Genomic DNA, 17,271 nt, shown 5'->3' with positions numbered 1-17,271 from the left:
ATCATGGGTGCTATCCCTCTCGAGCATGGCCTGGCGGTCGCCGGTATCCTGTTCTGCTTAGGTCTGGTTGGCCTGATGGTCCGCCGCAACATCCTCTTCGTGCTCATGAGCCTGGAAGTCATGATGAACGCCTCTGCCCTGGCGTTCGTCGTCGCCGGGGCCCGTTGGGTCCAGCCCGACGGCCAGGTGATGTTCATTCTGGTGATCAGCCTGGCAGCCGCCGAGGCCAGTATTGGCCTGGCCATCCTGCTGCAGCTGTATCGCCGCTTCCACACTCTCGACATCGATGCTGCCAGTGAGATGCGCGGATGAACCTTCTCTTCCTGACTTTCGTCTTCCCCCTCGTCGGCTTCCTGCTGCTGTCGTTCTCGCGCGGGCGGTTCTCGGAGAACCTGTCCGCCCTGATCGGCGTCGGCTCGGTGGGCCTTTCGGCCGCCACCGCCGCCTATGTCATCTGGCAGTTCAATGTCGCACCACCTGAAGGTGGCGCGTACAGCCAACTGCTGTGGCAGTGGATGTCGGTGGACGGCTTTGCGCCGAACTTCACCCTGTATCTGGACGGCCTGTCGGTCACCATGCTCGGCGTGGTCACCGGTGTCGGCTTCCTGATCCACCTGTTCGCGTCCTGGTACATGCGTGGCGAAGCCGGCTACTCGCGTTTCTTCTCGTACACCAACCTGTTCATCGCCAGCATGCTGTTCCTGATCCTCGGCGATAACCTGCTGTTCATCTACTTCGGCTGGGAAGGTGTAGGCCTGTGCTCGTACCTGCTGATCGGTTTCTACTACAGCAACCGCAACAACGGTAACGCGGCACTCAAGGCGTTCATCGTCACCCGCATCGGCGACGTGTTCCTGGCCATCGGCCTGTTCATCCTGTTCGCCCAGCTGGGTACCCTGAACGTGCAGGAACTGCTGGTGCTGGCACCGCAGAAGTTCCAGGCGGGCGACACCTGGATGGTGCTGGCAACGCTGATGCTGCTGGGCGGTGCGGTCGGTAAATCGGCCCAGCTGCCACTGCAGACCTGGCTGGCCGACGCAATGGCGGGCCCAACCCCGGTTTCGGCACTGATCCACGCGGCAACCATGGTGACTGCGGGCGTGTACCTGATCGCCCGTACCAACGGCCTGTTCCTGCTGGCACCGGACATCCTGCACCTGGTAGGTGTTGTCGGTGGCGTGACCCTGGTACTGGCCGGCTTCGCCGCGCTGGTACAGACCGACATCAAGCGTATCCTCGCCTACTCGACCATGAGCCAGATCGGCTACATGTTCCTGGCCTTGGGCGTTGGCGCCTGGGATGCGGCGATCTTCCACCTGATGACCCACGCCTTCTTCAAGGCCCTGCTGTTCCTTGCCTCCGGTGCGGTGATCGTTGCCTGCCACCACGAGCAGAACATCTTCAAGATGGGCGGCCTGTGGAAGAAACTGCCCCTGGCCTACGCCAGCTTCGTGGTCGGTGGTGCTGCCCTGGCCGCCCTGCCGATCGTGACCGTGGGCTTCTACTCCAAGGACGAAATCCTCTGGGAAGCGTTTGCCAGCGGTAACACCGGCCTGCTGTACGCCGGCCTGGTCGGTGCGTTCATGACCTCGCTGTACACCTTCCGCCTGATCTTCATCGCCTTCCACGGCGAAGCCAAGACCGAAGCTCACGCGGGTCACGGCATCAGCCACTGGCTGCCGCTGGGTGTGCTGATCGTGCTGTCGACCTTCGTGGGTGCCTGGATCACCCCGCCGCTGGCAGGCGTGCTGCCTGAGAGCGCCGGCCACGCCGGTGGTGAAGCCAAGCATGCGCTGGAGATCACCTCGGGTGCCATCGCCATCGCTGGTATCCTGCTGTCGGCCCTGCTGTTCCTGGGCAAGCGCAGCTTCGTCAGCGCAGTCGCCAACAGCGGCATCGGCCGCGTCCTCTCGGCCTGGTGGTTCGCCGCCTGGGGCTTCGACTGGATCTACGACAAGCTTTTCGTCAAACCGTACCTGTTGATCTGCCACATCCTGCGCAAGGACCCGGTAGACCGCAGCATCGGCCTGATTCCTCGGATGGCGCGTGGCGGTCATGTCGCCATGAGCAAGACCGAGACTGGCCAACTGCGCTGGTACACCGCCTCTATCGCCGTGGGTGCCGTGCTGGTGCTCGGTGCCGTGTTAGTGGCTGCGGTATGACAATGAATCTTGCGACTTTGCCAAAGGAAACCAACCCGTCATGATTTTGCCTTGGCTGATCCTGATCCCCTTCATCGGCGGCTTCCTGTGCTGGCTGGGTGAGCGCTTCGGCGCCACCTTGCCGCGCTGGATCGCGCTGCTGACCATGTCCCTGCTGCTCGGCATCGGCCTGTGGCTGTGGGCGACCGGCGACTACACCCTCGCCCCCGCTCCGGGCGCCGAACCTGCCTGGGCCCTGGAATACAAACTCCAGTGGATCCAGCGCTTCGGCATCAGCATCCACCTGGCCCTCGACGGCCTGTCGCTGCTGATGATCCTGCTCACCGGCCTGCTCGGTGTGCTGTCGGTACTGTGCTCCTGGAAAGAGATCCAGCGCCACGTCGGCTTCTTCCACCTCAACCTGATGTGGATTCTCGGCGGCGTGGTCGGTGTGTTCCTGGCCCTGGACCTGTTCCTGTTCTTCTTCTTCTGGGAAATGATGCTGGTGCCGATGTACTTCCTCATCGCGCTCTGGGGTCATAGCTCGGCAGACGGCAAGAAGACCCGGATCTACGCGGCGACCAAGTTCTTCATCTTCACCCAGGCCAGCGGCCTGATCATGCTGGTGGCGATCCTGGGCCTGGTGCTGGTCAACTACAACACCACCGGCGTGCTCACCTTCAACTACAGCGACCTGCTCAAGGCCGAGCTGCCAGCCGGTGTCGAGTACCTGCTGATGCTGGGCTTCTTCATCGCCTTCGCGGTGAAGCTGCCAGTGGTACCGTTCCACTCCTGGCTGCCTGATGCCCACGCCCAGGCACCGACCGCAGGTTCCGTGGACCTGGCGGGTATCTTGCTGAAGACCGCGGCCTACGGCCTGCTGCGCTTCGCCCTGCCGCTGTTCCCGAACGCCTCGGCCGAGTTCGCGCCCATCGCCATGACCCTGGGCCTGATCGGTATCTTCTACGGTGCCTTCCTGGCCTTTGCGCAAACCGACATCAAACGCCTGATCGCCTTCTCCAGCGTCTCGCACATGGGCTTCGTGCTGATCGGCATCTACTCCGGCAGCCAGCAGGCCCTGCAAGGCGCGGTGATCCAGATGCTGGCCCACGGCCTGTCGGCTGCGGCGCTGTTCATCCTGTCCGGCCAGCTGTACGAGCGCCTGCACACCCGTGACATGCGTCAGATGGGTGGCCTGTGGCACCGCATCGCCTACCTCCCGGCGATCAGCCTGTTCTTCGCCGCTGCCTCCCTGGGCCTGCCAGGTACCGGCAACTTCGTCGGCGAGTTCCTGATCCTGATCGGCAGCTTCGCGCATGTACCATGGATCACCGTGATCGCCACCACCGGCCTGGTATTCGGTTCGGTCTACTCGCTGATCATGATCCACCGCGCCTACTTCGGCCCGGCCAAGGCCGACACCGTGCTGGCTGGCATGGATGGTCGCGAGCTGATCATGGTGCTGGGCCTGGCGGGACTGCTGATTCTGCTGGGCGTGTATCCGCAGCCGTTCCTCGACACCTCTGCCGCCACCATGAGTGGTGTGCAGCAGTGGCTCGGTTCCGCTTTCACTCAACTCGCTTCGGCCCGGTAAGAGCGCTATGGAATTCACCACTCAACACTTCATCGCATTGGCGCCGATGCTGATCACCACCATCACCACGGTGGTGGTGATGCTGGCGATCGCCTGGAAGCGCAACCACTCGCAGACCTTCCTGCTGTCCACCGTGGGCCTGAACCTGGCCCTGCTGTCGATCCTGCCGGCGCTGAAGGTAGCGCCGCTGGCCGTCACCGCGCTGATCACCATCGACAAGTTCGCCTGCCTGTACATGGCGATCATCCTGGTGGCGACGCTGGCGTGCGTCACCTTGGCCCACGCCTACCTTGGCGAAGGCTCCAAGGGCTTCCCGGGCAACCGTGAAGAACTGTACCTGCTGCTGCTGATGTCGGCACTCGGTGGCCTGGTACTGGTCAGCGCCAACCACCTGGCCGGCCTGTTCATTGGCCTGGAGCTGCTGTCGGTACCGGTCTACGGCCTGGTGGCGTATGCGTTCTTCAACAAGCGTTCACTGGAAGCCGGCATCAAGTACATGGTGCTGTCGGCTGCAGGCTCGGCTTTCCTGCTGTTCGGCATGGCCCTGCTGTACGCGGATGCAGGTAGCCTGAGCTTTGACCAGATCGGCAAAGCCCTGGCGACCACCAGCATGCCAAGCCTGGTGGCCCAACTGGGCCTGGGCATGATGCTGGTCGGCCTGGCCTTCAAGCTGTCGCTGGTACCGTTCCACCTGTGGACCCCGGACGTGTACGAAGGCGCCCCGGCGCCGGTCGCCGCGTTCCTGGCCACCGCCAGCAAGGTCGCGGTGTTCGCCGTGGTCGTGCGCCTGTTCATGCTCTCCCCTGCTGCCAGCAGCGGCGCGCTGAGCACCGTACTGGCGGTGATTGCCGTGGCCTCGATCCTTATTGGCAACCTGCTGGCGCTGACCCAGAGCAACCTCAAGCGCCTGCTGGGTTACTCGTCCATCGCCCACTTCGGCTACCTGGTCATTGCCCTGGTTGCCAGCAAGGGCCTGGCCCTGGAAGCCATGGGCGTTTATCTGGTCACCTACGTGATCACCAGCCTGGGTGCCTTCGGTGTCATCACCCTGATGTCCTCGCCTTACGGCGGCCGTGACGCCGATGCACTGTATGAGTACCGCGGCCTGTTCTGGCGCCGTCCGTACCTGACGGCCGTACTGACCGTGATGATGCTGTCGCTGGCGGGCATCCCGCTGACCGCTGGCTTCATCGGCAAGTTCTACATCATCGCCACTGGCGTAGAGTCGCACCTGTGGTGGCTGGTCGGTGCCCTGGTGATCGGTAGCGCCATCGGCGTTTACTACTACTTGCGCGTCATGGTCACCCTGTACCTGGTCGAGCCGAACCTGCGTCGCCACGACGCCCCGCTGAAGTGGGAACAGCGCACCGGTGGCGTCATGCTGCTGGCCATCGCCATTCTTGCCTTCGTACTCGGCGTCTACCCGCAACCGCTGCTGGAGCTGGTCCAGCAAGCCGGCCTGCAACTGATAGGCTGATTGCCCCGGCAACACAAAACACCCCGCCTATGCGGGGTGTTTTTTTATCGGCGTATTTTTGGCCTGCCCCCAGTGACGCCTCACTCAACCCGGCTGGGCTGGCCTGCTCCAGGCAGGGCGGCCTGGCGCAAATCACCATTGGCCGAAGGCAGGTACACTTCCGGATTGGGCATCCCGCTAGGGGACAGTTCATGGGTCATTTCGAATTCGGCACGTACTGACCAGCCACACACCTCGGTGGTGCATTGCAAATAAGCGATACGCAGGAAAATATGGCGCCCCTCGCTAGTACGAATGCGCATCCGGCTGTGGCAATGCGGGCAAACCAGCTTGTAAGTACTCACGGCAAGTACCTGCTAGCATTGCCCAAGCCAGCCTGTGTGTAAGTATTGGCTGCAACTGTGGGTGTATTCTTCAATTGGGTGGTTCTCATTGCAGAAGTGCTCCTTAAAACGCAGGGCTGTATTCATAACGAGTAGTTTAAGCCCATGGAATATCATTAAACCAGTCATGGATATTTGTTATGAGTACTCACGTACTTGCTGCGGTGCTCACGCGCCTTAAACTGCTGACCGGCTCAGAGTCCGATGCCGAGCTGTCCCGGGCACTTTCGGTGAGCCCACAAACGCTGAGCAGCTGGAAGACGCGCGACAGCATTCCATACTCACTTTGCATAGATATCGCCAGGCAGTATGACTGCTCACTGGACTGGCTGTTGCTGGGCCAGGCCGATCAGCACCCCGCAGGCCCTGATGAAGCAGGCTGGGAATGCGACATGCTTGAGCGCCTGCGTACGCTATCGCCCAGTGATCGCCAGGCCATCCTGCTGTTCATCAAGGACAAGCAGCGTATCCAGCAACTGGAGCGGCAGTTGAGTGAGCTTGGTGGCTAACCCCGCCGGCGCCAGCGCTGGATCAGCTCACGCGGGTCAAGCGTGTCCACCAGCACCATGACCTTGAGGCTGATGGGGATCACCACCACGGCAGCCACGAATGCCGCCATGCCACGGGTCAACAGTGGCACCAGTGACGAAACCAGTGGTTCGAATAAATGGCCCACACCCACGGTGATGAATACCAACAGCAATTTCTTGCTCAGCGTCAGGCGCCTGGCTGTATTGGTAATCAACCGATCGCGCGCCGCACTGACCAGCAATGCCCCCAGCAGCGCAGCGAACAGTACATTGCCATCCACACCGAGCAGCGCCAAGAAGGCCGATGCCAGGTTATCCAGCACAGATTGCTCAGGCATGGGACTGCCCTCGTCGCGGCACAGAAAGGCAGGCCGTCGAACGCAGGCTGTACATGACGGCCGCTTCGACGAACCGGATGTAGCACACCCGCAAGGCACACCCATGGTCATGCCCGGCGACATCTTCGAGGCGCTTGTAGCCGCGCTCTCGCAATACTGCCCGCCAGCGAGCGAATTCGCGTGCCGCGTCGATGGCCGCACAGCGGGCAGCTACTTCAAGTGCAACCTCACTGACAGGCGCTTGCAGTTGCAGGCGCTCACGCAGCCTGCCCAGGTCCACCCGCGGCCAGAACGGGTCGTGGCTATCGGCAAAGCGCGGCAGCCGAGGATCGTTATCCATGCATCACCCCCTCACTGCCCGGCCAGCATGCCGTAGCGGATGGCTTTGATCACTGCCGCCACCCGTGTAGGCACATCGAACTTGCGCAGGATGTTGGACACATGAAAGTTCACGGTCGACTCCTTGCACGCCAGGATCTGGCCTATCTCCCAGGAACTTTTGCCATAGGCACACCACAACAGCACCTGCTGTTCACGTGGCGTCAAGCGAACCGGAGCGTCAGCGGGGTGTTGCAGCAAATGTCGGGCATTGTCAGTCATGTTTGAACTCCGCAGCTGGTTGAGCGAGGCATCGCTGCCAATTTGCAGCCACCTTACGAAGCGCACGCCACCCCTCTCCACCGATGCGGCTTGTAAAGAACTTTCGTACAAAACCATCTGATGAAGGCTTCACGAAATTTGCTGAGTTCCTGCGTGCTCCAAGCGGCATTTCGCTCGTCTCAACGCCGTTATCCATCCGTTTTTCGCCTGGAGTCGTACAATGCGTTCCGTTTTCCCCCCATCGCACTGCCTTGGCCTGCTGGCTGCCTTTGCTGCCACCCAGCCGGCCCTGGCAGCAACCTCGGTCGAATTAGGCCAGGTGCTGATCACCGATGAGGAGCAGAACGACCTGTCAGCTGCCAGCGAACGCCTGCGCGAGGTGCCAGGCGCCAGTAATCTGGTAGACATGCAACGCGCAGGGCAAGGCCGGGTTGCCAGCAACCAGGATGTGCTGGCCTACCAGCCCGGCGTTTATGCCCAATCGGCGGGCAACGATGGCATCAAACTGTCGATCCGCGGCTCGGGCATCAACCGCGCTCCAGGGGCCCACGGCTCCGGGGTTTACACGATGTTCGACGGCCTGCCCCTGACGGGCCCGGGCGGTACCCCCTACGAGCTGTTCGAGCCGCTGTGGCTGAGCCGTGCCGAAGTGCTGCGCGGCGCCAACGGTTTCGACCAGGGAGCCCTTGCGCTGGGCGGTGCGATCAACTATGTCACCCACACCGGCTACGACGCCGCACCGCTACAGGTGCGCTACGAGGTCGGCAGCCGCGGTTACCAGCACCGGCACATCAGCTCAGGTCAAGTGCTGGGCAATCTCGACTACTACGTGGCCCTGACCGATTCGGAATATGACGGTTATCAGGCTCACAGCAGCGGCAGCGCCAAGGGCATTGCCGCCAATGTCGGCTACCGCTTCAACCCGAACCTTGAAACCCGCTTCTACCTGCGTTACCGGGAGACCGAAAACGAACTGGCCGGGCGCCTGACCAAAGACCAGATCAAGCACCACCCCCGCGCGGCCAACCCCGCCTATCTGGCGCGCGACGACAGCCGCCCGCAGCCAGGCAGCACCTGGGTGGGCAACAAGACCACCTTCTACCTCGACGACGATACGCGCCTGGAAGCCGGCCTGGTCTACCACGACTACCCGATGGACCTGCGCGAAGGCCCGATGCGCCTGAAAGTGGCCTACACCGATGTCAGCGGTACGCTGAACTATTTCCGCCGCGACACCCTGTTCGGTCATGAGAGCAAGACCACCATCGGCTGGCGCACCACCAAGCACCTGCCCAACAGCGGAGCCTCGCAGTTCGCGCGCAATGGCGATGTGTTCGGCGCACGTACCCGCGATTTCACTTACCAGGGGTCGGACACCGTTGTGCATGCAGGTAATGACCTGGAGCTGGTGCCCAACCTCTGGCTGACCACCGGCCTGGCCATGATCTACACGCGCCGCGAAAGTGACGTGACCTACCCGGCCGAAGGCGGCAAGGTGAGCATGCATGACTGGGACTTTGCACCGCGCCTGGGGTTGCGCTACGACATCCGCCCGGACCTGCAGGTGTATGGCAATCTCAGCCGCTCGGTAGAGCCGCCACACCCGTGGTCGCTGATCTGGAGCGCCCCCAGCACAGGCGGCAAGCAGATCCAGCCGATCGAGATGCAGAACCAGACCGCCACTACCCTTGAGCTGGGGGCGCGTGGCGACTCGGCGTTTGGCCACTGGGACCTTGCCTGGTACTACTCGCAAGTGCGCCACGAACTGCTGGCCGTGGAAGTGGTGCCGAACTTCACCTCGGAGTTCAACGCCAGCGCCACCGTGCATCAAGGCGTGGAAGCCGGCCTCGACAGCACCCTGTGGGAACGCGCCGGTACCGGCAAGCTGAGCGTACGCCAAGCCTACACCTTCAGCGACTTCCACTACCGTGATGACGACAAGTTTGGCGACAACCGCCTGCCCGGCATCCCCATGCACTACTACCAGGCCGAACTGCGCTATGACTGGCCGAGCGGCTTCTACGCCGGGGTCAACACGCAAATGGCGTCGAAAGTGCAGGTGGACTATGCCAACAGCTATCACGCCGATGCATATGCCTTGCTAGGCGCGCGCCTGGGCTGGAATTCACCCAAACAGGACTGGCAGACGTGGCTGGACCTGCGCAACCTGACCAACAAGCGCTATGCGGCGACAGTGACACCCACCTACAACGATGCCGGCCAGGACAACGCCCGTTCGACGCCGGGCGAAGGGTTTGGCGTTTACGCCGGTGTTTCCTACAGCTTCCGCTAGAACATGCAGCGCAGTGTTTCTGCAGGAGCAGCCTTGTGCTGCTCCTGCAAAGACCGCGCTCACCCAATGATTGCGGATCAAACCGCCCTGTTCAACTTCACCCACGAAGCAAACTTGTCGACAAACGCCTGCAAGAATGGCCGGGTCTTGTCGTTGAGCTTGCCCGAGTCCTCGAACAGGCTTGCTGCCCCGCCAATGTAGGCCTCGGGCATTTGCATGCATGGCATGTCCAGAAACACCAGCGACTGGCGCACGGCATGGTTGGCGCCAAAGCCTCCAATGGCCCCGGGCGATACACTCACCACCGCCGTCGGCTTGCCACCCCAGGCACTTTGCCCGTAGGGCCGCGAACCCACGTCGATGGCATTTTTCAGGCAACCAGGCACCGAGCGGTTGTATTCCGGGGTAACGAACAGCACCGCATCACTGCGGCGGATCTCCTCGCGAAAACGCTTCCACGCCTCTGGCGGCGCTTCGGCCTCGACGTCCTCGTTGTACAACGGCAAATCGCCAATTTCGACGATCTTCAGGGCAAGGCTGGACGGCGCCAGCTCCGAAAGTGCGCGGGCGACCTTGCGGTTGTACGACTCCTTGCGCAAGCTACCCACGACAACCGCTACCGAATACACCTGGCTCATGGCAATTTCCAACCTTTGCTGGGTAAAGGGACGTTGTAGTTATAGATGACCGTTGCTCGGCGCTTTGGTTTTTTTTCCTCAGGGTGAAAACTTCCGAGGCTGTTGCACGGTCTATGCCTTCAGACATTTTCTACGTAATTCAGAGGTTTCCACCCAAATGGCAGCAGTAATGGTCGGCCAATTCCACGCCCGTGACGCCGAAGGCCGTATCTACCCCGTGCACGAGTTCCAGGAGTCCACCTTGCAACTTGACGGCAGCACGCTGGGCGCCCCCATCACCACTTACCGCCTGGCCATCGGCGACAAGGTCAACCACCTCGGTGAAAACCGCTTCGAACTGGCGCGCAGCGGCGTCGAGATCATTCGCATTCCGTGATGCAGTCCACGGTGTAACGGCCGCTCTCGTTCTGCAGGCCATGCACGTCGGCGACAAAACCGGGGAAGCCCTGGTTGAATGCCCGGGCGAAGGCCAGGTAGTCGAGTATCGAGCGGGTCGCCTCGGTGAACCGCTCGCCCGGCATGATCAATGGAATACCGGGCGGATACGGCACCAGCATCACCGCTGCCACACGCCCCAGCAGCGCCTCGATCGGCACCGCCTCCACGTCCCCACGCACCATCTGGTCATAGGCACGGGCCGGGCTCACGGCCACCTCCGGCAAACGCGTGAACAGCCGCTTCAGTTGCTTGGCCGTGGCATTGGCGCGGTAGCAGTCATGCAACTGGTCACACAGGTCGCGCAACCCCATCCTCTGGTAGCGTGAAGCATCAGCTGCCACCACGCTCGGCAGGCAACTGCTCAGGGCTGTGTTGCCATCATAGTGGCGTTTGAATTCCAGCAACTCCGTCAGCAAAGTGCTCCACTTGCCTTTGGTAATGCCCATGGAAAACAGCACCAGGAAGCTGTACAGGCCGGTTTTCTCCACCACCAGCCCCCGCTCCCAGAGAAATTTGCTGACCACCGCCGCCGGGATGCCATGCTCGCCCAGCACACCACCCGCACTCAGGCCCGGCATTACCAATGTGACCTTGAGCGGGTCGAGCAGCACGTAGTCGTCCACCACTTCGCCAAAGCCATGCCACTCGGCACCCGGTTGCAGCAACCAGTCCTGCGCGGCCAGGCGCTGGATACCTTCGGTGCCCGGCGGTTGCCAGATACTGAACCACCAGTCATCCGCAGCAATGTGCTCCCGCAAGTTGGCCAGGGCACGACGAAAACTCAACGCTTCGTCGAACATCTCTTGCAGCAGTGAATGCCCCGCCGGCCCTTCCATCATGCTCGAGGCCACATCCAGCGAGGCAAGGATGCTGTACTGCGGCGAGGTCGAGATATGCATCATGAACGCTTCGTTGAAGCGGTCTCGGTCCAGTTGCCGCCTGGCCCCGTCCTGCACATGGATCATCGAGGCCTGGCTGAACGCGGCCAGCAATTTGTGGGTGGAATGGGTACTGAACACCAGCGGGCTGCCCGCCGTGCAGGCCGTGCCCATGGCATAGCGCCCGGTAAAGAAATCATGAAACGCCGCATAGGCAAACCAGGCTTCGTCGAAATGCAGCACCTCCACACTCGCACCCAAGCACTGCTTGATCATCCCGGCGTGGTAACACAGCCCGTCGTAGGTGGAGTTGGTCACCACCGCCAGCTTGATGCGCCGCCCGCGATCACGGGCAAGGGGGTTGGCCTGGATCTTCGCCTCGATAGCCTCGGGGCTGAATTCGCTGAGCGGGATCGGGCCGATGATACCCAGCTCGTTGCGCTCCGGGCACAGGTACAGCGGAACGGCGCCAGTCATGATAATTGCGTGAACCACCGACTTGTGGCAGTTGCGGTCCACCAGCACCAGGTCGTCACGGCCGACCATGGCGTGCCAGACGATCTTGTTGGCCGTGGAAGTACCATTGATGACGAAGAAGGTGTGGTCAGCACCGAAGTTACGCGCCGCCCTGGCTTCAGCCTCGGCCAAGGGGCCGGTGTGGTCGAGCAGCGAGCCGAGTTCCGGCACGGATACGGAGAGGTCCGAGCGCAGGGTGTTTTCCCCGAAGAACTGATGAAACGCCTGGCCCACCGGGCTTTTGTGGTAGGCCACGCCACCGCCGTGGCCCGGGGTGTGCCAGGAATAGTTGGACTGCGCGGTATGCTGCACCAAGGCTTTGAAAAACGGCGGCAGCAAGCCGTCAAGGTAGGTATGTGCGGCACGCGCCACCTGGCGGGCGAGGAACGGCACGGTGTCTTCGAACAGGTAAAGAATGCCACGCAGCTGGTTAAGCTCGCTCATGGCTTCGGCGGGGGCGTTTTCCAGGGTTACCTGCTCACCCAGGGCGAAAATCGGCAGATCGGGTGCGCGCAGGCGGGCCAGGCGGATCAGTTCGGCCATGTTCTGCAGCAGGTGGGTATTCTCCCCAACGCCTTCGGCAGCGATCAGCATGCAGGCCAGGCCGTGGTGAGTGGCGGCGACCAGACGGGCTTCGGCGTGGTCAGCGGCGGCGAGAATGGCGAAGCCATCCTGGCGCAGTTCCTCGGCGATACCCCGCACGCGCTCGCCAGCGACACTGTCGGCCTTGATGGCGCGGTGGACGATGAGGATCGGGAACTTGAGGTCCTTGTACATCAGGTGGCTACCTCCGAAGGACATGGCGTCCACTTCAGGGTAGTTGACGGGCCGGTCTTGAGCGTTGAGGTGACGCGTAGATCGAGCGCCGCGCGGGCGGCGCTCGATCTCAAAGGCGCCACACAACCCACGGCAAGCAGAAAAAATTACCCTGTTGGCGTCTCGGTAAGGACCTGCCACATGGAGGGCCCACCCGCCGACTTGGCAACGGCGGCCAGCCGCTCGGCATGCGCCTCCAGTTCCTCGGTACTGGCCATGATCACCCGCCCCGGCGTACGCCCGACAATGCGGCGGATCTCGCTGCCGCCAGCGCCCTGCCCGTCATCTTCGGCATCCGCCCCATGGCCAGCCAGCGACAGGCTGGTCTGGCCACCGGTCATCGCCAGGTAGACGTCAGCCAGCAGTTCCGAGTCGAGCAATGCGCCGTGCAACTCACGGCCCGAGTTGTCGATGTCGTAGCGTTTACAGAGCGCATCGAGGCTGTTGCGCTGCCCCGGGTGGCGCGAGCGCGCCAGCAACAGGGTGTCGAGGATGGTGCAATGTTGCGAAATGTCAGCGCGATGCTGCTGGCCCAGCAAGGCGAATTCGTTGTTGATGAAGCCAACGTCAAACGCCGCGTTATGGATGACCAGCGTGGCGCCCTGGATGAATTCGAAGAATTCCTCGGCTACATCGCCAAAGCGTGGCTTGCCGACCAGGAAGGTATCGGTGATGCCGTGGACGTTGATAGCGCCCTCGTCACTCTCGCGGTCCGGCTGCAGGTAGACGTGGAAGTGCCGCCCGGTGAGGCGCCGGCCGATGACCTCGACACAGCCAATCTCGATGATGCGGTGGCCTTCGCTGACCGGCATACCCGTGGTTTCGGTATCGAGAATGACGAAGCGTTTATCTTGCTGCTGCTCCACGCGGGGCGCTCCAACTTGCATCAGTTACAAAGGCCGCAATTGTACCCCAGCTCAACGCTGGGCGCGCACCTCATCGACCCCACGGTTGGCCAGTTGGTCGGCGCGCTCGTTCCCGGGGTGACCAATGTGGCCGCGCACCCACTTCCAGCTCACCTTGTGGCGGTTGACCTGTTCATCGAGCTGCTGCCACAGGTCGGCATTTTTCACCGGCTCTTTGGCTGCGGTTTTCCAGCCGCGCTTCTTCCAGTTGACCATCCACTCGTTGATACCCTTCATCACGTACTGCGAGTCAGTGGTCAGCACCACGTCGCACTCACGCTTGAGCGACATCAGCCCCTGGATGGCCGCCATCAATTCCATGCGATTGTTGGTGGTTTCACGTTCGCCGCCCCACAGTTCCTTCTCGACGCCCTTGTAGATCATCAGGACGCCCCAGCCACCCGGGCCAGGATTGCCTTTGCAGGCACCATCGGTAAACATTTCGACGCTATCGCTCATGTACCACTCTTGAATTCAGTGCTTGTCAGTTTCAGGGTTGGCCGCCGTGCGGTTCACCTTGGCCAGCGGCAGCGGCAGCAACTTGCCCATCGGCTCGCGGCGCTCCGGGCGCAACGGCCGCAGGCCCACCACCATCTTGCGCGCCACCAGCAGGTACACCCCGCCACCAGAGGTCTGCCAGCCGCCAGCCACCCGTTCCCAGCCCGCCAGGCGCTGCTGCCAGACCGGTGAGGCAAGCGGCGGACGATAGCACCCGAAGCGGCGTTTCTCCAGCGCGAAGCCCAGCAGGTTGAGCCAGTCGCCTACCCGCGACGGCGAGATACAGCGGGCCTTGCGCAGGGCATCATGGCTGAAGAAGTGGCGCATGCCCCAACTGCTCCACGGGTTGATCCCGACGATCAGCAGGTGCCCGCCCGGGCGTACGGCGCTGGCGGCCTCGCGCAGCAAACCGTGAGGCGACAGGCTGAAATCCAGGCCATGTTGCAGCACCACCACATCGGCGGCGTGCTCGCTCAATGGCCAGGCCTGTTCTTCACAGGCAATCTCCACCCCCGGTAGCGGCGCCCCAAGGCGCACGTTGCGCTGCACCTGGGGAGCGCTGGGCGGCGGCTCCGCGCAGGGGCCGTAGTGCACGAGGTAACCCCCGAAGAAGCGCCCGAGCTCTTCTTCCAGCAGTTTTTCCTCTTCCTTGAGCATCAGCTGGCCGAGCGGGCCATTGAACCACTCACGGGCCAGGCTGATCAGCTTGACCCAGTCCGGGTCGGCCTGGGCAAAGGCTTGGTCGGTCATTGCGCTCTCCCTCGAAGGTTCTCCCACCGCGCCATCGCGGCTAAGATGCCTTCATGTGCCACGCTTGGCGAATCGGATCCGCACCATGATACAGATCGATGCTCTCCCCGCTTTCTCCGACAACTACATCTGGTTGTTACAGGATACTGCCAAACGCCGCTGCGCGGTGGTCGACCCCGGAGATGCCGGCCCAGTGGAACGCTGGCTGTCGGCCAACCCAGACTGGGTGCTCAGCGACATCCTGATTACCCACCACCACAACGACCATGTCGGCGGCGTGCAACGGCTCAAGCAACTGACCGACGCACGGGTCTGCGGCCCGGCCAACGAGCACATTCCCTGCCGCGACCTGGCGCTGGACGACGGCGACCCAGTGACGGTGCTTGGCGTGACGTTTCAGGTCCTGGCGGTGCCTGGCCACACCTTGGGGCATATCGCGTTCTTCAGCGATCAGCCGCCGACGCCAGTATTGTTCAGTGGCGACACCCTGTTCGCCGCCGGGTGCGGGCGAATGTTCGAGGGTACACCCGAACAGATGCAACCGGCCCTCGCCCGCCTGGCGGCGCTGCCGCCACAAACTGAAGTGTACTGCGCCCACGAATACACCCTCAGCAACCTGCGCTTTGCCAAGGCGGTGGAACCCACCAACCCGCACGTTCTTGAGCGGTTCGAGGACGTTACCCGTTTGCGCGCCGACAATCGCATCACCTTGCCATCAACGATTGGCCTGGAACGCCTCACCAACCCCTTCCTGCGCACCTCTGAAACATTAGTTAAACAAAAAGCAGACGAATGGAAGGGACATTCAAACGACTCGCAGGTCACTGTTTTTGCTGCCTTGAGGTCTTGGAAGGACACCTTCTGATAACCTCAAGATATATCGCAAAGCGCTGACAACGGTTGACCCGGCCGGGAGCGGTTTCTAGAATCGCCGAAATTTTTTGCCCGGATACCTGTCCCAGCCGATGTCTTCCCGTAGCCGCAGAACCGCTCATTCAGTCGCCTTGACGCGCCTGGCCCAAATCAGTGCGCTGGCGCTGGCCGCCACCCTGGTGGGCTGCCAGAGCACCCGTCAGCTTGACGACTCCGAAAGCGTTCGCGCGCACAATTACCAGGCGCGGATCAAGCACAAGCCTGCACCGCTGCTGGTCAAGCCGGTTGAGAAAACGCCGCAGGACGTTTGGGAGCGCATGCGCCAGGGCTTCGCCCTGCAGGACAGCATCGACGTCAACCCGCGCATCGAGCAGCAGCGCCTGTGGTTCGCCAGCAACCCCACCTTCATCGAAAGCGCCGGTGAGCGCGGCAGCCTCTACCTGCACTACATTGTCGAGCGTCTTGAAGAGCGCGACATGCCGCTGGAGCTGGCGCTGCTGCCCGCCATCGAGAGCGCCTACAACCCGATGGCCTATTCACGTGCCAGCGCTGCCGGCATGTGGCAGTTCATGCCAGCGACAGGTCGCCACTTCAACCTGCGCCAGACCAACTTCTACGATGGCCGCCGCGATATCACCGCGTCGACCAACGCAGCACTGGATTACCTGACCCGCCTGCACGACATGTTCAACGGCGACTGGCTGCTGGCCCTGGCCGCTTACAACGCCGGAGAAGGCACGGTCAGCCGCGCCATGGAACGCAACGAAAGGCTCGGCCTGCCAACCGACTACTGGAACCTGCCGCTGCCGCAGGAAACCCGCGACTATGTGCCCAAGCTGCTGGCCTTGTCGCAGGTGGTACTCACGCCTGAAGCCTATGGCGTCAACCTGAACCCGATCGCCAACGAGCCTTACTTTGAAGCGGTAGCCATCAATGATCGCCTGGACCTGTCGCGGGTAGCGGCCTTTGCCAATATCGACGAAGACGAGCTGATCCAGCTCAACCCGGCCTTCAAGAAGCGCATGACCGTGGACGGCCCGCAGCAGCTGTTGGTACCAACCGCCAAAGCGCAGTTGCTGAGCGACAGCCTGTCCAACCTCAAGCCCGAGCAACTGGTCAGCCTGCAACCAAACAAGGCCGTGTTCGCCCGCGCTGTGGCCGAAGCCAAGGCGCCGGTAGCGGCACGCAGCTACCGGGTCAAGCGTGGCGACAACCTGGGCGCCATCGCCAAGGCCAACCGCGTTTCGGTCAGTGACATCAAGCGCTGGAACCGCCTGTCCGGCAACAGCCTGCGTGCCGGCCAGGTGCTGGCCCTGCGCGGTGGCAATGGGCCGAGCGCCGCCGGCAATCGGGTTGCTGCTTCCGGCAAGCGCTCTACCCAGTACAAAGTACGCAAGGGCGACTCGCTGTACCTGGTGGCCAAGCGTTTCAACGTTGAGATGCAGCACCTCAAGCGCTGGAACCCGCGCAGCGGGCATGCATTGAAGCCCGGGCAGACACTGACCGTTTACTTGTCGCATTGATCTGAAGCTCCGGGTACACCTGCCATGGTGTGGTAATCGGCTAATACCTCGCGCAACCTCCAACAGCTGAAGCTGCAGCC

The 17,271-nt window shown here is 62.3% G+C and carries 18 protein-coding genes; 9 read left to right on the top strand and 9 right to left on the bottom strand.

Annotation, left to right across the window (positions count from 1 at the left end; translation table 11 throughout):
- The first annotated feature begins 3 nt into the window (after positions 1-3).
- The 4 genes from nuoK to nuoN are packed head-to-tail and all read left to right on the top strand — an operon-like array spanning position 4 to position 5,212.
- Positions 4-312, top strand: coding sequence for an NADH-quinone oxidoreductase subunit NuoK (gene nuoK / locus J3A71_RS10050; protein WP_003251446.1), 309 nt, complete (start codon positions 4-6; stop codon positions 310-312).
- Positions 309-2,162, top strand: a complete 1,854-nt coding sequence (gene nuoL, locus J3A71_RS10045; RefSeq protein WP_016488225.1) for an NADH-quinone oxidoreductase subunit L — start codon at positions 309-311, stop codon at positions 2,160-2,162. Before nuoK ends, nuoL begins: the two co-directional genes overlap by 4 nt.
- Before the next feature lie 40 nt (positions 2,163-2,202).
- Positions 2,203-3,735 (top strand): NADH-quinone oxidoreductase subunit M, encoded by a 1,533-nt coding sequence (gene nuoM, locus J3A71_RS10040; protein WP_016488226.1) that lies wholly within the window; start codon positions 2,203-2,205, stop codon positions 3,733-3,735.
- Positions 3,736-3,742: 7 nt separating this feature from the next.
- Positions 3,743-5,212, top strand: coding sequence for an NADH-quinone oxidoreductase subunit NuoN (nuoN, locus tag J3A71_RS10035; RefSeq protein WP_016488227.1), 1,470 nt, complete (start codon positions 3,743-3,745; stop codon positions 5,210-5,212).
- An 80-nt stretch (positions 5,213-5,292) separates the two neighbouring features.
- On the opposite strand, the gene J3A71_RS10030 is transcribed toward nuoN, so the two are convergent.
- Positions 5,293-5,556 carry an ogr/Delta-like zinc finger family protein gene (locus J3A71_RS10030; protein ID WP_209952834.1) on the bottom strand — a complete coding sequence of 88 codons (264 nt, stop codon included), beginning with the start codon at positions 5,554-5,556 and terminating at the stop codon, positions 5,293-5,295.
- A gap of 179 nt (positions 5,557-5,735) precedes the next feature.
- On the opposite strand from J3A71_RS10030, the gene J3A71_RS10025 reads away from it, so the two are divergent.
- Positions 5,736-6,104, top strand: a complete 369-nt coding sequence (locus tag J3A71_RS10025) for a helix-turn-helix domain-containing protein (protein ID WP_016488229.1) — start codon at positions 5,736-5,738, stop codon at positions 6,102-6,104.
- Here the strand turns inward: J3A71_RS10025 and J3A71_RS10020 are convergent.
- Genes J3A71_RS10020 through J3A71_RS10010 form a run of 3 tightly spaced genes read right to left on the bottom strand, consistent with a single transcriptional unit; the run spans position 6,101 to position 7,063 of the window.
- Positions 6,101-6,463 (bottom strand): hypothetical protein, encoded by a 363-nt coding sequence (locus tag J3A71_RS10020; RefSeq protein ID WP_016488230.1) that lies wholly within the window; start codon positions 6,461-6,463, stop codon positions 6,101-6,103. The genes J3A71_RS10025 and J3A71_RS10020 overlap by 4 nt on opposite strands.
- Positions 6,456-6,803 (bottom strand): head completion/stabilization protein, encoded by a 348-nt coding sequence (locus J3A71_RS10015; RefSeq protein WP_096426555.1) that lies wholly within the window; start codon positions 6,801-6,803, stop codon positions 6,456-6,458. Before J3A71_RS10015 ends, J3A71_RS10020 begins: the two co-directional genes overlap by 8 nt.
- A gap of 11 nt (positions 6,804-6,814) precedes the next feature.
- Entirely contained in the window at positions 6,815-7,063 is a 249-nt protein-coding gene (locus J3A71_RS10010) for a helix-turn-helix domain-containing protein (protein ID WP_024717878.1), read from the bottom strand.
- 220 nt (positions 7,064-7,283) lie between these two features.
- Between J3A71_RS10010 and J3A71_RS10005 the strand changes: the two genes are divergently transcribed.
- Positions 7,284-9,356, top strand: a complete 2,073-nt coding sequence (locus J3A71_RS10005) for a TonB-dependent receptor (RefSeq protein ID WP_096426556.1) — start codon at positions 7,284-7,286, stop codon at positions 9,354-9,356.
- 77 nt (positions 9,357-9,433) lie between these two features.
- On the opposite strand, the gene chrR is transcribed toward J3A71_RS10005, so the two are convergent.
- Positions 9,434-9,994: a class I chromate reductase ChrR gene (gene chrR / locus J3A71_RS10000; protein WP_023047506.1), complete on the bottom strand. Its 561-nt coding sequence runs from the start codon at positions 9,992-9,994 to the stop codon at positions 9,434-9,436.
- Between the two features lie 157 nt (positions 9,995-10,151).
- On the opposite strand from chrR, the gene J3A71_RS09995 reads away from it, so the two are divergent.
- Positions 10,152-10,370: a hypothetical protein gene (locus J3A71_RS09995; RefSeq protein WP_016488235.1), complete on the top strand. Its 219-nt coding sequence runs from the start codon at positions 10,152-10,154 to the stop codon at positions 10,368-10,370.
- Here the strand turns inward: J3A71_RS09995 and J3A71_RS09990 are convergent.
- The 4 genes from J3A71_RS09990 to J3A71_RS09975 form a co-directional block, all read right to left on the bottom strand.
- Positions 10,354-12,603 (bottom strand): Orn/Lys/Arg decarboxylase N-terminal domain-containing protein, encoded by a 2,250-nt coding sequence (locus J3A71_RS09990; protein WP_023047507.1) that lies wholly within the window; start codon positions 12,601-12,603, stop codon positions 10,354-10,356. The two genes, J3A71_RS09995 and J3A71_RS09990, sit on opposite strands and share 17 nt — an antisense overlap.
- 146 nt (positions 12,604-12,749) lie before the next feature.
- The gene (dnaQ, locus tag J3A71_RS09985; protein ID WP_016488237.1) at positions 12,750-13,508 is read right to left on the bottom strand and encodes a DNA polymerase III subunit epsilon; all 759 of its coding nucleotides are present in this window, start codon (positions 13,506-13,508) and stop codon (positions 12,750-12,752) included.
- Between the two features lie 51 nt (positions 13,509-13,559).
- Complete coding sequence (gene rnhA / locus J3A71_RS09980) at positions 13,560-14,006, bottom strand: ribonuclease HI (protein WP_016488238.1); 447 nt, start codon at positions 14,004-14,006, stop codon at positions 13,560-13,562.
- Positions 14,007-14,021: 15 nt separating this feature from the next.
- On the bottom strand, positions 14,022-14,795 hold the full coding sequence (locus J3A71_RS09975) for a methyltransferase domain-containing protein (RefSeq protein ID WP_209952832.1): 774 nt from the start codon (positions 14,793-14,795) through the stop codon (positions 14,022-14,024).
- 85 nt (positions 14,796-14,880) lie between these two features.
- Here J3A71_RS09975 and gloB point away from each other — a divergent pair, with 85 nt between their 5' ends.
- Positions 14,881-15,660 carry a hydroxyacylglutathione hydrolase gene (gene gloB, locus J3A71_RS09970; protein ID WP_016488240.1) on the top strand — a complete coding sequence of 260 codons (780 nt, stop codon included), beginning with the start codon at positions 14,881-14,883 and terminating at the stop codon, positions 15,658-15,660.
- A 100-nt stretch (positions 15,661-15,760) separates the two neighbouring features.
- The gene (locus J3A71_RS09965) at positions 15,761-17,191 is read left to right on the top strand and encodes a lytic transglycosylase domain-containing protein (protein ID WP_016488241.1); all 1,431 of its coding nucleotides are present in this window, start codon (positions 15,761-15,763) and stop codon (positions 17,189-17,191) included.
- Positions 17,192-17,271: the final 80 nt, after the last annotated feature.

Origin of the sequence: Pseudomonas sp. PvP089 (assembly GCF_017875165.1) — a bacterium.
Taxonomy (GTDB): Bacteria; Pseudomonadota; Gammaproteobacteria; order Pseudomonadales; family Pseudomonadaceae; genus Aquipseudomonas; species Aquipseudomonas fortuita.
This window is presented reverse-complemented; position numbering and strand designations above follow the sequence as displayed.